Raw genomic sequence first — 15,046 nt, 5'->3', positions numbered from 1 at the left:
GACCGTGACCATCCTGATGGACCGACTCTGCGGGTTGTAGAGATCGGTGACCAGGGTGGTCACCACCCGTACCCACCAGATGGCGAGCAGCAGGATCGCCGCCTCGACAACGCCCAGCACACTCAGCCGCCGGGCGAGGGTCTCCGACAGCAGGGCGAGTGCGACCACGAAGGCCAGGTCGACGACAGCTCAAGGTGGCGCGCCGTGGTGCCAGCTCGCCACGGAGTAGGCCGCGCGGGTCGGCGGCCGCCGTCACGACCTCACCGCAGGTCAATCAGCCGAAATCAACCGGCCGTACAGGCCAGGCCGTTCACCGTGAACGAGGTCGGCCGGGGGTTGCTGCCGGAGTGGGTGCCGTTGAAGCCGATGCTGGTGCTCGCGCCGGGCGCCAGCCTGCCGTTCCAGGCGGCGTTGCCGGCGCTGACCTGGTTGCCGCTCTGCGACCAACTGGCCGACCAGCCCTGGGTCACCTGCTGGCTGCCCGGGAACGTGAACCGCAGCGTCCACCCGTCGATCGTCGACGCACCGGTGTTGGTGATCGTCACCGATCCGGTGAACCCGGTGGACCAGTCGTTGGTGGTGTAGTCGACCCGGCAGCCCAGCACCGGCGGGCCGCCGGTCGGAGTCGGCGACGGTGACCCGGTCGGGGGCGGAGTCGGTGTTGGTGTCGGTGTCGGGGAGACTGACGGCGACGGGGTGGGCGATACCGACGGCGACGGGGTCGGGGTGGGGGTGGGCGAGACCGACGGCGTGGGGGTGGGCGACGGTGGTGGGCCATCCGGCTCCTGTCCCCAGATGAGGGTGCCCGCCTCGTAGAGCGGGACCGCTCGGTTCGGCCCGGCGGCCGCCTGGTAGGACGGGTCATTCGCCGGATTCCAGCTGCCGCCCTCAGCGACCCCGATCTTCAACTGCACCTCCATCCGGTGCGCCGACTGACCGGCCGGCGCGATCGTGTGGCCGGAGCAGTCGACCTCGACGTACCACAGGTCGCCCGAATGCTGCCGGGCCTCGGTGGGTTTCGGACACCCCTGGCTGTACGGGCTGCTCACCTGCAGCGCACCCGCACCGTCGCGGACGAAGTAGTACCGGAACGTCGCGGCGGTCAACGCCCGGGCGGGGAAGGCCGACTTGTTGTAGATCATCACCTTGACCCCGGTCGACCGGGTCTCGTTCTGCATGACGGTCGTCTCGATGGAGATCTCGTCGATGTCCGGCGTCTCCGGTTGCGGGAAGTCGGGCAGCGGCGTACCGCCGTACTCCTGATGCAGCCGGACCAGCGCGGAGGTGAAGCCGGCGTTGTAGTCGGTGGCGACTTCGTTCATCACGTAGTCGTCGCGGCGGTCGGTGTACGCGTCGTCCGGCGCGGACGGACCGCCGACCAACGCCCCGTACAGCACGTGCCGGGTCTCCTCGGGCACCTGCATGCTGTCCCACCAGGAGCCGTGCGCGGTGCGGTGGTGCGGGTTGCGCGGCGAATTCGCCCCGAACCCGATGACGTAGCTGGAGTTGCGCGGATTGTCGCCGAGCGCGTAGTCGATCTGCCGGACGGCGAAGTCGTGGTAGCGGGTCCGGCGGGTCGGGTCGGTGACGTTGTCGCTGTAGACGAGCGCGGCGAAGGCGGTGTTGGCGGCGTAGCGCAGCGCCCCCCAGGTGTCGAGGACCGCCATCCCGCCCGGTGAGGTACGCACCTTCTCTCCGTTGACGCCGACGGTCCAGTAGTCCAGCCACCGGTTGGCGTCGTCGACGTACTTCTGCTTGCCGGTCAGGTTGGCCAGCAGCACGTACGCGCCGAACTGCTTGTTGTCCCAGGCGAGGGTCCACTTGTAGGCCCGGGTGTCGGTCTGCGGTTCGGTGCCCAGGTCGTCGTACTCGGCTTCGGCCTTGGCCAGGTAGGACGCCTCCCCGGTGGCCCGGTGCAGCCAGATGGCGCCCCAGACCAGTTCATCCTGGTATCCGCTCCATGACCGGTAGAAGCTGGTCGCGTCGGTGATGCACTCGTGGTACGCCCTGCGCACGGTGTCGGCGAAGGTATAGAGCTGCCGGGCGTGGCTGACCAGGGTGTCGGCGTACGCCGGGTCGGTCGACCGGAAGACCATCGACGACGCGGCCATCGCGGCCGCCGTCTCGGCCGCCAGGTCCGAGCCACCGCAGGTCGCGTCGATGCGGTACGCCGGACGCGCCATCGGCATCACCTCGGCCGGACCCCACCACTTGTGGTCGTCGTCGCCCCTGCCGACCTGGCCGTAGAGCACGTTGGGCGACGGATGCGCCTTGATGAAGTAGTCGTTGACGAACCGCAGGTTGTTCAACAGGTGCGGCAGCTGCCCGGAGCTGGCGTAGCCGGCCCGGTACTCGACCGCACCCCAGGCCAGCATGGTGGTGGTGAAGGCCATCGGGAATCCGAACTTGACATGGTCCCCGGCGTCGTACCAGCCGCCGGTGAGGTCGAGGCCGACGTCCGCCCCGTCGTCGAGTGCCGAGTCCGCCCGCCAGGAGACCCGGTTCCACTGCGGCAGCGGGCCGGACTGCTGCGCCTCGTAGAACAGCAGTGACTTCTGCAGCGCCTCCCCGTAGTTGAACGGTGGCGCCGCTGCGGCACCTGGTCGCGGGACCGCGGCTGTCGCGGCTGCGGCGGTGAGCAGGATGGCCATGCCGGTGGCCGCCAGCCTGCGCCGCCAACGGGTCCGGCCGGCCAGCCGATCGTCTGCGCGCACTACACTCGCTCCTGTCCGTGGAGCCGCGCGCGGCAACGCGTCGTGGAGGACACCGAGGGGCGGATGTGGGCGCATCCGCCCCTCGCCTCATGCCGGTCGCGCTGTCGCGGCGGTCAGCGGCCGGCCCGTCTGTGGGGTGCGGGGCCAGCCGGTAGATGGCGGTTGATGGTTCTCGGCTGTTGGCTCACGGAGTCACGGTGCCAGCCGGCACCGACGCATGGGAGCGCTCCCATCGACAGGGGGCGATCGTCACGCGTACCGATGATTTAACCGCCTCGGCCCGGCTTTGGGAAGCCCGTAACCGCGACCAACCTGCCAGGCAAAGGGGCGGGGTCTCCTCCTGCCGTCCTACAGGAGGAGACCCCGCCGTGCCACCCGGGACCTCGCGTCCAACGCACCGGACCCGCACCAGGACCGGGACGTCGGGGCAACCGCCTAGGTCGTGGTGGCGGGAGTCGGTGCCGAGATGTCGACCGGCCGATCGACCAACGGCACCGTGACGCTCATCATTTCCCCGTCGCGCTCGACCGGACCCGGCCGCTGCAGCCGGGCCAGGGTACGCAGCATGCCAAGATCGTCCGCGGCGACGTGTGCCACCAACGCCGCCTGCCCGGTCCGACCGGCGTGGCCGGCCAGCCTGCGCAGCAGCGCCGTACCGACCCCACGTCGGCGCCACCCGTCCTCGACCAGCAGTCCGACCTCGCCGAGGGCACCCTCGACGATCAACTGCCCGGCACCGACGATCCGGTCCGCCGCCGCGCTGGAGTCGACCGCGACAAGCAGCACCCCTCGGGGCTGTTCCAGCATCCGCCGCAGCCGGGCGGCGATGACCTCGGACGGTCGGCCGAGAAGACCGGGCGTGCGGCTCTCCGGCGAGCACCGGACCACCATCGCGTGCAGCGCGTTGAGATCGTCGGAGACCGCCGGCCGCAGTAGCAACTCGGCACCGTCCGGCATCATTAGCGTCACCTGATCGCCGGTCCGTCGGTTGACCGCCGCCGCCAACTCGACCAGGGCCTGCGCTCGGGCGAACTCGGCAGGGGTGAAGGTCGGCTCCCGCCGGACGACGTCGTAGCAGCCGCCAGCCGGATCCGGTAGCCGCATCGTGTCCGTCGACCGGGCAGCCACCTGCGAAGCTGGTGCCGGCCGCCAGGTCACCGAGCCGGCACCGAGCAGGGTTCGCAGCACGTCACCGAGCGCCTCCGGATCGCGGACCAGCCGGTTGGCCAGGGCAAGCGCCCGGGTGGGCTGGTCGGCCAGCCCTCGGGCCTCGGCCCGAGTGGCCCAGGCGTCCCGGCCCCGGCCACGCTCCACTGCCGCGACGAGATCCTTTTCGGTCATCGAGTCGGGCGCGTCAACGAGAAAGTCGTCGACCGCCCCGGCCTCGGTGGTGTGCACCTGGACGGCGAGGATGTTGACCGCGCGCAAGGCCAGGCTGGCGGTCAGCACGGCCAGGTAGCCCGGCCGGTCGTCGACCGTCGCTCTGATCCGCCACAGCGCCATGGCTGCTCCTCTCCCCAGGTGCTCGGTGCCCGCTTGGTCAGCGCCGCACTGCGCCCGCTTCCTACCTTGCCGCCGCGCTGTTTCCCTCAGGTTGCCCGGCGGTGACTTCTCGCGGTGCCGTCTGCGACCTGCGTCTCACCGCCTGGCGGCGACCGGATCGGCGGTCACCAGATCCAACCGGTCGCCCAGGATCACCGTCGCCGCCCGGACCAGCTGCGCTATCCGGTCCACCTCGGTGACGTGGAACGCGGCTGCCGGCAAACCGTCCCCGTCGACCCGGGACACGATCAGCACCAGGCCGGCCCGGCCGAACGGCACCGAGGCGTACCGCACCCCGTCCGGGCCGTCCATCGGCCGGGCGCGCAGCGGCGTGACCTCAGGCAGTCGCAGCGGCACCGGCGCGCGCCAACTCGCGTAGGCGACGGCCGGTTCGCCGCCCGTAGGAGATTCGTCCACCGGCACGGTCAGGCCGGTCATGAAGTCGTCGTCGGGCAGTTGACCTCCGTCGAACCGCGACTCCGCGCCGGGCGTCGGAGCCGGCCCGGCCAGCCCGGCGGACTGCGCCGTGGCGGCACCGGCCGGCGGCCGGGACGCGCTGCGGATCGCCCAGTCGGCCGGCACCACGGCTGCGGCCGCCCAGTCGGCTGCCAGCAGCCCCGGCACCGCGTCGACCAGCGTGGCCAGGCCGTCGACCGGGTTGGCGGCGACCTGGGCGAGCAGTTCGGCGTCCTGACCTCCGGTCACCGGAGTGCCGATCGCCCGCCAGACGCCGTCGACCTGGACACCGGGAATCGCGGCCAGTCCAGCGAGCAGCCGGTCGACCCGGGCGGCACCCGGCCACACCACGGTGAAGTCGTCCACCGCCCGACCGCCCAGCCGTTCCAGGACGGTCACCTGGACGATGTCGGCGCCCGCGACGCCGAGTGTGCGGGCCACCTGGCCGAGTGCACCGGGCCGGTCCGGCAGGGTCACGCGAACCCTCAGCAACATGTCAGTCCTCCCGTAACGCAGGCCGGCCCCTCCCCCGGTCGACAACCAGCCTGCCCGATGACCATTTCATCCCTGTTGCGATGACATGACTCGGCAGGAAAACCCCTGGAGAACAGGGTTGGACATGCTGCGCCATCACCCGTTTGGATGATCTTCACCGGCCGGCCGACACACGGTCAGGCCGACACACGGTCAGGCCGACACACGGTCAGGCCGAGTCGCGGGCGACCATGTGGGTCTCCAGCAGGACGTACGGGACCTGCAGCTCATCGTGCCGGATCCGGGACAGCAGCAGTCGGGCCATCTGCCGTCCCATCTCCTCCACCGGCTGGAAGACGGTGGTCAACGGCGGATCGGACTGCCGGGCGATCGGGGCGTCCTCGAACCCGACCACGGCCACGTCGTCGGGCACCCGGCGGCCTGCCTCGCGCAACGCCCGCAGGGCGCCGCAGGCCATCAGGTCGGACGCGACGAACACCGCGTCCAGGTCGGGATGACGCTCCAGCAGCTGGCGCATTGCCGCAGTGCCGCTGCCCTCGCTGAAGTCGCCGTACGCCACCAGGGATTCGCCACCCGGCGGGCCGCTGTGCCGAATCGCCTCGTGGTAGCCGGTCAACCGGGCGACGCCGACCCCCATGTCCTGCGGGCCGGCGATGGTGGCGACTCGCCGCCGGCCGCCGGCTAGCAGGTACTCGACCGCCAGCCGGGCGCCCCCGGCGTTGTCGACGTCGACGAAGTAGGCCGGACGCGCGTCCGGATGCAGCATCCGGGCCGGCCGCCCGCCCAGGACGCTGGGCAGGCCGCGCTGTTCGAGCAGGGTCGGCAGCGGGTCCGCGTCGTGCAGCGACAACAGCAGTACGCCGTCGACATGCTGGTTGGTCAGATGGTGCTCGACCCGCTCCCGTTCGGCGGGTGACTGGGCCATCGCCAGCCAGAGCTGCATCGGGGTGTCGAGCAGCCCGGAGCTGATGCCCCGGACGATCCCGGCGAAGAAGGGTTCGCCGAAGACCCGCTCCTCCGATTCGGAGACGACCAGCGCGACCGAGTCGGTCCGTTGGGTGACCAGCGCCCGGGCTGCCCGGTTCGGCACGTACCCTAGCTCGGCGATCGCCTGCTGGACCGCTGCCCGCGCCTCGGGGCTGACCTGTGGCGACCCGTTGACGACACGGGAGACCGTGCCCCGGCCGACCCCGGCACGCGCGGCAACCGCGTCGAGGGTGGGCCGCCCGAGTGACCGGGTGCGCTGGGTTGTCATCGTCTGTTCCTCCGACCCTTGGGCCGCCGGCGCCGGTTGCAGGGAACCGGCGCCGCACGGCCCGTTATTGCTGGCTGACCACGCCTATTGTGCGGCCAGACCGTTACGTCGGATCACATCGGCGTACCACCTGGCGCTCGACTTGGGGATCCGAAGCTGGGTGTCGTAGTCGATGTGGATCATGCCGAAGCGCTTCGAATAGCCCCAGGCCCATTCGAAATTATCCATCAAAGACCATGCGAAGTAGCCCCGTACCGGCACTCCATGCGAGATTGCCTCGTGACAGGCGCGCAGGTGAGCGTCGAAATAGGCCAACCTGTCCGGATCATCGACTTTGTCGTTGACGACGTCGTCGACGTAGGCCGAGCCGTTCTCGGTGATGTAGATCGGCACCTCGGGGTACTCGTCGTTGACCCGGCGCAGCACCTCCACCAGGCCGGGGGCGTCGACCTCCCACCCCATGTCGGTCACCGGGAGCCCGCGGGTGACAAATCGGATCCGCTCGCTACCCGGCCAGCAGGACGGTTCGTCCGCCGCGTCCGGAGCCGGCGCGCCGCTGACCACGTGCCGGCTGTAGTAGTTGATGCCGAGCATGTTCAGCGGAGTGGCGATGACGTCCAGGTCACCCTCACGGACGTGGGCCAGATCGGTCACCGGCTGCAGGTCCGCCACCACGTCCTGCGGGTACCGCCCGAGCAGGATCGGGTCCAGGAAGATCCGGTTGGCCAGACCGTCGATGCGCCGGGCCGCGTCGACGTCGACCGCCGAGTCCGTCTCCGGCGACACCGCGTACAGGTTGAGCGTGACGCCGAAGTCGTGGTCCGGCCGGGCCGCACGCATCGCCTGCACCGCCAGGCCGTGGCCGAGCATCAGGTGATGCGCGGCCCGGACCGAGTCGGCGCCGTCGGTGATCCCGGGGGCGTGCACGCCCGAGCCGTAGCCCAGGAAGGACGAGCACCAGGGCTCGTTGAGCGTGGTCCAGTACCGCACCCGGTCACCCAGCGCCCCGTGCACCAGCTCCGCGTAGTCGGCGAACCGGGCCGCGGTGTCCCGGGCCGGCCACCCGCCGGCGTCCTCCAGCGGCTGCGGCAGATCCCAGTGGTAAAGGGTCAGCCACGGCTCGATGCCCTGGGCCAGCAGCTCGTCCACCAGCCGACGGTAGAAGTCCAGCCCGGCCTGGTTGGCCCCGCCGGATCCGTCGGGCTGCACCCGCGGCCAGGACACCGAGAACCGGTACGACTTGAGGCCGAGCTCGGCCATCAACCCGACGTCCTCGCGGTAACGGTGGTAGTGGTCGCAGGCCACGTCCCCACTGTCCCCGCCGAGCACCTTGCCCGGAGTGTGACTGAAGGTGTCCCAGATGGACGGCTTGCGGCCGTCGATGTTCGCTGCGCCCTCGATCTGGTACGCCGCGGTGGCGGCACCCCAGAGGAACCCGGGTGGGAAGAGTAGCTGCCCGGAGCCTTCGCGGAACTCGGCGGTCTGCGGAGTTGCTGCTTTGGTCACGACTTGACGGCGCCTTCCATGATGCCACCGATGATCTGGCGGCCGAAGAGGATGAAAACAACGAATAGCGGGAGCGTCGCGATCAGCGTTCCCGCGAAAATCTGGGAATTGTCGGCGAAGTACGCCGAGTTCAGGCTGCGCAGGGAGATCTGCACCGTCGGGTTGGTCGGGTCGGCGAGGACCACGAACGGCCAGAAGAACTGGTTCCACTGCTCCATGAAGGTCAGCAAACCGAGCACCGCCGCCGCCGGGCGCAGCGCCGGCACGACCACGTGCCAGAAGATCCGCCAGGTGGAGCAGCCGTCCACCCGGGCTGCCTCGATCAACTCGTTGGGCACCGCCTGTTCGGCGTACTGCCGCATCATGAAGATCCCGAAACCGCCGATCAGGAACGGCACGATCACCGACGGCATGCGGTTCAGCCAGCCGAGCTCGGACATCAGAATGTAGAGCGGGAGCACGCCAAGCTGGATCGGGATCATCATCGAGGCGAGCACGATGAGCAGCAGCGCGTTCTTGCCCCGGAAACGCAGTTTGGCGAAGGCGAAGCCGGCGAGTGAGCCGAAGAAGACCGTCGCCACGGTGATGGTGCCGGACACCAGGACCGAGTTCATCAGCCCCTTGAGAATGTTGGCATCCTGGTTGGCCAGCACTCGGCCGATGTTCTCACCAAGGTTGCCGCCGGGCAGGAACGGCGGCGGCCAGGCGTTGGCGGCGTCGTTGGTCCGCGACGCGATGACGATCATCCAGTAGAACGGGAAGAACGACAGGAGCACGCCCAGGATCAGGCCGAACCAGGTCAACGGGCTTGCCTTGAACAGCCGCTCCGAGGTCGACGACGGGCCCTTGCCGCGCTTGGGCTTGTTGGCCACGGGTTGCAGGGTTGCGGTGGTCATCGCGCCTCACTTGTCCGAGCTGATCCGGCGGGCCAGCAGATAGTTGACCAGCGACATGAACGCGATGAGCAGGAAGAGCAGCAGCGACACGGCGCCTGCGTAGCCCCACTGGAACCGCTGGTTCATGACGTCGAGCAGGTACATGGTGATTGTCTGGAACTGACCCTGGGAACCGCCGGAAATGCCGCCGGGTCCGCTGGTGAACAGCAGCGGCTCGGTGAACAGCTGCAGTCCGCCGATCGTCGAGATGATCAGGGTGAAGATGATGGTGGGTCGCAGCTGCGGCACGGTGATCGACCAGAACTGGCGGGTCCGCGACGCACCGTCGAGGGCGGCGGCCTCGTACATGTCCTTTGAGATCGCCTGCATCGCGGCCAGGTAGATCAGCGCGTTGTAGCCGATCCACCGCCAGTCGACCATGGTGGAGATGGCGAACCAGGACCCGAGCTTGCTTGCCCGAAAGTCGATCGGCTCGACGCCGAACAGCGACAGCAGCCAGTTGACCAGGCCGAAGTCCCGCGCGTAGATCATCGAGAAGATCAAGGCGACGACCGCGGTCGAGGTGATGATCGGCATGGCGATGGCCAGCCGGAAAAACGTCTGTCCCTTGATCCGCCGGTTCAGCGCGTTGGCCAGCATCAGCGCGATCAGCAGCTGCGGGACGGTGGACATCAGGAATATGCCGAACGTGTTGTAGACGGCGTTCCAGAACTGCGGGTCTTCGGTGATCAGCCGGACGAAGTTGTCCAGGCCGACGAAGCTGATCTCGGCGTTGAGCGGCGACCGGTCGGTCAGCGCAATCCAGACGGTGTAGACGATCGGATAGACGCCGAAGATCGCGAAGATCACGAAGAACGGCAGGACGTAGAGGTAGGGGGAGAGTTTGAGGTCCAGTCGGGTCAGCGAGCGGCGCCGGGCCGCCCCACCGCCGGCCGGACCCGCCCGGTGGCCGCGTGGCTGCGCCGACGCGGGGGTGTCTAGCTCCAGGCTCATCGGGAAAGTCCTTCAGTTGTACGGCGGCCGGCCGACGTCGGCCAGGGAGGTCAACGCGCCGCTGGCACCGCGACGCGGCGGGAGAGATGGCGCCGGCAGGTCCTGCCGGCGCCATCTCTCACCCGGGTTGTGACACCGCGTTACCGGCCGGCGGCCGTGCCGTTCGTGATGGCGTCCTGCCACCCCTCTTGCGGCGACTGGCCCTGCTCGACCGCCCGCAGCGCGTTCTCCACCGCGGTACGGACCGCCTGGTTCTTGGGGCCGAGGTAGACCGGCTTGAGCTCACTGGCACCGGCGGCGAAGATCTCGCCGGTCGGGGCGTCGGAGAAGTACTCGTTGACCGCCTCGGCGACCTTCGGGTCGGCCAGCGCCTGCGGCGACGACGGCAGGTTGCCGACCGCCTCGAAGGCTGCGACGTGGCCCTCCGGGCTGGTCAGGTACTTGACCAACTCGGCGGCGGCGGCCTGGTACTTGCTGGAGGTCGGCACCGCCAGGAACGAACCGCCCCAGTTCCCGCCGTTGCCCGGCGCCTTGGCGATGTCCCACTTGCCGGCGGCCTCCGGGCCGGCCTGGCCCTCGATGACACCGGTCATCCAGGCCGGGCAGGCGATGGTGGCGAAGGTGGCGTTCTTGAAGCCGGCGTTCCACTCGTTGGAGAACGACTGCAGGTTGTTCGACAGCCCGGCCTCGATCATGTCGGTGGTGAGGTCGAAGGCGGCCTTCACGTCCGGGTTGCTCTCCATGACGAACTGGTTCTCAGTGTCGTAGTAGGTGTACCCGGTGCCCTCGCCAGCGATCTGGCTCAGCACCAGGTTGTAGAAGCTGGTCGCCGAGTCGACGAACGCCTTGTCCGGCGTGGCCTCCTTGAACTCCTGGCCGACCGCGATGAAGTCGTCCCAGCTCGACCAGAGCGCGCCGACCTCATCCCGGTCGGTCGGCAGACCCGCCGCCTCGAACAGGTCCGAGCGGTAGCACAGGGCCATCCCGCCGACGTCGGTGCCGAGCCCGAGCACCTTGCCGTCGGGCAGCACGCCGGCTTCCCACTTCCACGGCAGGAAGTTGCCCTCGAGTTCGTTGGCGCCGTGCTCACCGAGGTCGACGAACTTGTCGGCCTGGGCGAAGAACTGCGACATCGTGCCCTCTTCGATCGCCACCACGTCCCCGGCACCGGAGCCGGCGGTGATCTGCTGGGTGAGTCGGGTGTTGTAGTCGCCGAGGCCGAGGCCGATGCCTCGCTGCTGAACGGTGACGTTTGGGTTGTCGGCCTCGTACTGCTCGATCAACTCGTCGTATCCGAAGCCTGCGTCGCCGAAGATGTCGACGACCAGGGTGATCGGGCCGTCCGGATCTGAATCGGCGTCGTCGGAGCCGCAGGCCGTGGCCGTCAACATGACAGCGGAGGCGAGTGCGACCGCGGCGTACCGCCGGAGCGTGACGCTCATCCTGACCCCTCTCAAGGTCGCTTTCTGTGGTGGGGGGTAACCGTGTGGTGTCCGCCGCGACAACGGGAACTGCGTTGGCGAAAGGGGTCCGTCGCCGGGAGCGGGCACTGCACGACCGCACTCCGCGGTTGGTCAAGCAAGTGACGTGGATCTCACTCACCCCGGCCGGGAGCGCTCCCATGAGATTGCCGGGAGGTTTCGGAGGTGTCAAGAGGCCGATGGGAGCGTTCCCATTTCGTTACTGCCAAATTCCGGGTGCTCCCGGGTCAGATTCAGGTCGGCCCGGCCAGCCGGGTGGTCAGGTCAGCCGACGCAGCAAGGTGGTGACCCGCGCCGGGTCGAACCCGAACCGATCGAACGTCGCGCTCACCAAGTCGGCCATCTCGGCGTGACGCGGATGCGCCGGATCGGCGATCGCGGCCTGGAACTCGGTGTACCCGAAGGCACCACCGACGTCCTCTGGAGGACACGCCTGGTCCCCGTCGGCACAGAGCGGATAGCGCACGTCCGGCTCGGGCGCGGTGACGTCCTCGACGACGACGTCGTGCTCCCACCAGTCACCGAAGTCGTAGGTGTAGCGGAACCGGGCCCCCTTGGTGGCCACGGCGTCCAACCGGGTGTCCAGTTCGTCACGCAGCAGCAGTTCCCCGGCCGGATCCGGCTCGCCGTACTGCGCTCCGTTGATCTCGAACGAGTGCAGGTGGCAGTCGCGCCAGCCCATCGCGTGCTGAATCACCCGGTGCAGCCGGTCGAGCGTGTACCCACCCGGCACCTGGACGCGGCGCCACACCGGCGGCGCGATGTCGGACAGAGTGACCAGCAGGTGGAAGATCTGACGGGGCATGGCCGCCCTTTCTCTGACCTAGGCTCGAACCCATGATCTGCACTGCGTGCCGGAGAGGCCAGCACGATGGGTGTCGGGGTGGTAACTGGTGCGACTGTCAGCACCGTACCCCCGCTCCGGCTCCACCGGTCACCGGTCCGGCCGGCGAATGACCGACCATGCACCGGCCCCGGACAGGCCGGCCCCGGACCCACCGGTCCGCCGGTTCGGGCCGCAGCCGGCCGGGTCCGTGCTGGACGACCCGGCCCTGATCGAGGCGTATGCCGTCGCGCCTCACGACCAGCTCAGGGTGAACTTCGTGACCAGCGTGGACGGGGCGGTCGCGGTGGCCGGCCGGTCCGCCGGACTGTCCGGGCACGCGGACAAACGGGTCTTCGGCGTCCTGCGGATGCTCTGCGACGCGCTGCTGGTCGGCGCCGGCACCCTGCGCCAGGAGCAGTACCGGGCGTTGCGGCTGGACGACCGGCGCCGCCGCTGGCGTCGGCAGCACGGCCTACCCACCCATCCGACCCTGGTCGTCGTCTCCGCCTCGCTCGATCTCGACCCGGACCAACCGGCCCTGGCCGACGCACCGACGCGGCCGATCGTGCTCACCACGACCGACGCGCCGGCCGAACGTCGACGTCGACTGGCCCGGGTCGCGGAGATCGTCCCGGCCGGCGAGCGCACCCTCGATTTGACCGCCGGGCTGAGCCAGCTGCGCGCCCGTGGTCACCGTCGACTGCTCTGCGAGGGTGGTCCGATGCTGCTCGGTTCGCTGACCGCCGCCGACCTGGTCGACGAACTCTGCCTGACGGTCTCTCCACTGCTCGCCGGTGCCGGTGCCGGCCGGATCAGCGCGGGTCCGGCCAGCCCGGTGCGGCAGCTACGGCTGGGCCAGGTGCTGGCCGCCGACGACGGCACGCTGCTGCTGCGCTACACCCGGCCCGACCCGACGCACACAGGGTAGTTACTTTTAGTCAAGTAATGATTACCTGACGGCAACGGGTCGGGTGGACCGAAACCCACCGTCGGCGAATTCGGCCGGCCGCGCCGAGTCGGATGCCGCACTCGTCGTACAGGTGGGGCAGGATGCAACCCGTGGGCACGACGCAACCGGACTTCAGCAACCAGTCCATCACCACGAGTGACACAACACCGGAGGGTGCGCCGGTGGGCCGGGTGCTGGGTACCGCCGACGCCACCCCACTGCAGTTCTGGACCGCGGTCGGCCCCGGCAGCTATCTGCAACTGGACGACGTCGTGGTGACCCGCCGCGAGCTGCCGGGCACCGAGCCGGTGACCATCGCCGGGGTGGTCACCCAGGTCCGGGCCCGCCACGAAGGGGCGCAGTTCGACTCCGACGTGTTCGCCATCGCCGACGGCACCCTGCCCGCCCAGGTGCAGGAGGCTGCCGAGATCACCGCCACCCGGGTCGATCCGGAGATCTACGTACCGCCGGAGCCGGGCGCCCCGGTGTGGCGGGCCGAAGGCGACGCCCGCGCCCGCGCCCTGCACTTCGACCGGATGGAGCGCCGGATCCCGATGGGCACCGGCCGCGACGGGGTGCCGGTCTACCTGAACGCCGACTTCCTCGACGGCCAGCGCGGCGCACACGTGTCCATCTCCGGCATCTCCGGCGTCGCGACCAAGACCAGCTTCGCGACGTTTCTGCTCTACTCGGTGTTCCGCTCCGGCACTCTCGGCGGCGACGCGGTCAACGCCAAGGCGCTGATCTTCAACGTCAAGGGCGAGGACCTGCTCTTCCTCGACCATCCCAACGTCCGGCTCGACGAGGCGACGACCGCCGCGTACGCCAAGCTCGGCCTGCCCGCCGGCGCCTTCCCGGATGTGCGGGTGCACGCCCCGCCGCGCGCCGGCGACGCCTCCGGCACCCCTGACGTGACAAGCCGGCTCACCGGCGTGGACAGCTTCTACTGGACGGTCGCCGAGTTCTGCGACCAGCGGCTGCTGCCGTACGTGTTCGCCGACGCCGACGACGAACGTCAGCAGTACACGATGGTGGTGCACGCGGTCACCGCGTACCTGCATCGGCACGCGCAGCCGGCCGACGGGGGCATCAGCATCGACGGCCGACGGATCGGCTCGTACGGGGATCTGGTCGACCACATCGTCGACCAGCTCGGCGACGAGGAGACCCGGGCGGCGTGGGCCGGCTCGGCGGTCGGCATGGGTACGGTGAACGCATTCGCCCGCCGGCTGATCAGTAGCAAACGCGACCTGGCCCGGCTGATTCGCGGCGATCTGGCCGCCCGCCGCCCGCACCAGATCAACACCGCCGAGAGCGCCCAGGTCACCGTCGTCGACCTGCACAACCTGCCGGACCGGGCACAGCGCTTCGTGGTCGGCGTGACCCTCAAGGGCGAGTTCGAGCGCAAGGAGCGGGCCGGCACCGCCAAGCCGCTGCTGTTCGTCGTGCTCGACGAGCTCAACAAGTACGCACCCCGGGACGGGTCGTCACCGATCAAGGAGGTGCTGCTCGACATCGCCGAGCGGGGCCGCTCGCTCGGGGTGATCCTGATCGGTGCCCAGCAGACCGCCAGCGAGGTGGAGCGGCGGATCGTCACCAACTCGGCGGTCCGGGTGGTCGGTCGGCTCGACCCGGCCGAGGCGTCCCGGCCGGAGTACGGCTTCCTGCCGGCGGTGCAGCGACAGCGGGTGCTGCTGGCCAAGCCGGGCACGATGTTCGTCAACCAGCCGGACATCCCGGTCCCACTGTGTCTGGAGTTCCCGTTCCCGGCCTGGGCCACCCGCTCGTCGGAGGCCGGTGGTGCGCCGTCGGGCACACTGCGCTCAATCGTGCAGGCCGCCGATCCGTTCGCGGTGGTCGGCGGTCGGTCCACCGCCGACGACGACATCCCGTTCTAACCGTTCTGCCCGTTCTGACCCTGAGGTCGAGGAGG

Annotated in this window: 11 protein-coding genes; 2 read left to right on the top strand and 9 right to left on the bottom strand. The window is 69.6% G+C overall.

Translation table 11 applies throughout. From position 1 onward, the window contains the following. Positions 1-284 precede the first annotated feature (284 nt). From O7621_RS16280 to O7621_RS16240, 9 genes are all read right to left on the bottom strand, one after another. On the bottom strand, positions 285-2,651 hold the full coding sequence (locus O7621_RS16280) for a glycoside hydrolase family 9 protein (RefSeq protein ID WP_282234620.1): 2,367 nt from the start codon (positions 2,649-2,651) through the stop codon (positions 285-287). Positions 2,652-3,149: 498 nt separating this feature from the next. Then, positions 3,150-4,217 (bottom strand): GNAT family N-acetyltransferase, encoded by a 1,068-nt coding sequence (locus O7621_RS16275; RefSeq protein WP_282230050.1) that lies wholly within the window; start codon positions 4,215-4,217, stop codon positions 3,150-3,152. 135 nt (positions 4,218-4,352) lie between these two features. Beyond that, complete coding sequence (locus tag O7621_RS16270; protein ID WP_278168208.1) at positions 4,353-5,207, bottom strand: amino acid-binding protein; 855 nt, start codon at positions 5,205-5,207, stop codon at positions 4,353-4,355. A 208-nt stretch (positions 5,208-5,415) separates the two neighbouring features. Further along, positions 5,416-6,462, bottom strand: a complete 1,047-nt coding sequence (locus O7621_RS16265) for a LacI family DNA-binding transcriptional regulator (protein ID WP_123600762.1) — start codon at positions 6,460-6,462, stop codon at positions 5,416-5,418. An 84-nt stretch (positions 6,463-6,546) separates the two neighbouring features. Then, positions 6,547-7,968: a GH1 family beta-glucosidase gene (locus O7621_RS16260; protein WP_282230049.1), complete on the bottom strand. Its 1,422-nt coding sequence runs from the start codon at positions 7,966-7,968 to the stop codon at positions 6,547-6,549. Then, complete coding sequence (locus O7621_RS16255; RefSeq protein ID WP_278168206.1) at positions 7,965-8,864, bottom strand: carbohydrate ABC transporter permease; 900 nt, start codon at positions 8,862-8,864, stop codon at positions 7,965-7,967. The genes O7621_RS16260 and O7621_RS16255 overlap by 4 nt, the downstream gene beginning before the upstream one ends. A 6-nt stretch (positions 8,865-8,870) precedes the next feature. Further along, a complete protein-coding gene (locus tag O7621_RS16250; RefSeq protein ID WP_282230048.1) occupies positions 8,871-9,857 on the bottom strand; it encodes a sugar ABC transporter permease in 987 nt (328 codons plus the stop codon). 140 nt (positions 9,858-9,997) lie between these two features. Then, entirely contained in the window at positions 9,998-11,299 is a 1,302-nt protein-coding gene (locus O7621_RS16245) for an extracellular solute-binding protein (RefSeq protein WP_282230047.1), read from the bottom strand. 298 nt (positions 11,300-11,597) lie between these two features. Continuing rightward, entirely contained in the window at positions 11,598-12,143 is a 546-nt protein-coding gene (locus O7621_RS16240) for a plasmid pRiA4b ORF-3 family protein (protein WP_282230046.1), read from the bottom strand. Between the two features lie 88 nt (positions 12,144-12,231). Here O7621_RS16240 and O7621_RS16235 point away from each other — a divergent pair, with 88 nt between their 5' ends. Together O7621_RS16235 and O7621_RS16230 are read left to right on the top strand one after the other, a co-directional pair. Continuing rightward, positions 12,232-13,092 (top strand): pyrimidine reductase family protein, encoded by an 861-nt coding sequence (locus O7621_RS16235; protein WP_282230045.1) that lies wholly within the window; start codon positions 12,232-12,234, stop codon positions 13,090-13,092. A 167-nt stretch (positions 13,093-13,259) separates the two neighbouring features. After that, entirely contained in the window at positions 13,260-15,011 is a 1,752-nt protein-coding gene (locus O7621_RS16230) for an ATP-binding protein (RefSeq protein WP_282234619.1), read from the top strand. The last annotated feature ends 35 nt before the right edge of the window (positions 15,012-15,046 follow it).

The organism is Solwaraspora sp. WMMD937 (assembly GCF_029581175.1).
Taxonomy (GTDB): Bacteria; Actinomycetota; Actinomycetes; order Mycobacteriales; family Micromonosporaceae; genus Micromonospora_E.
Note: the sequence above shows the minus strand (reverse complement) of the source record. Positions and strands in the feature narration are given on the sequence as shown.